1 protein-coding gene is annotated in these 392 nt (G+C 41.6%); it reads right to left on the reverse strand.

All coding sequences use genetic code 11. The features are described 5' to 3' along the window. Positions 1-392, reverse strand: a 392-nt coding sequence (locus OS191_RS00115; RefSeq protein ID WP_524534353.1) for an HYR-like domain-containing protein, incomplete at both ends; no start/stop codon positions are given.

Below are 392 nucleotides of genomic sequence, written 5' to 3' on the forward strand. Positions count from 1 at the left end.
GGAGCTACAGGAGCAATAGTATCAGAAACAGTAATTATTTGTGACACACTAGATGTATTATTACAAGAATCAGTAAAGGTCCAAGTACGTGTAACGACTACGTTACAAGGATCAGAACTATCAGTTGAATCTACAGGAGTTGCAACTACATCACCAGCACAGTTATCCGTTGCTGTTAAATCAATAGGAGCAGGAATATCTGTTAGACACTCTACTGTTACATCAGCCGGAGCAGCCGGAGCTACAGGAGCAATAGTATCAGTCACTGTAATAGTTTGCGATACCGAACTAGTGTTGTTACAGCTATCAGTAAATGTCCAAGTACGCGTAACTACTACGTTACAAGGATCAGAACTATCAGTTGAGTCAACAGGAGTTGCCACGACATCACC

Origin of the sequence: Xanthomarina sp. F2636L (assembly GCF_026410195.1) — a bacterium.
Taxonomy (GTDB): Bacteria; Bacteroidota; Bacteroidia; order Flavobacteriales; family Flavobacteriaceae; genus Xanthomarina.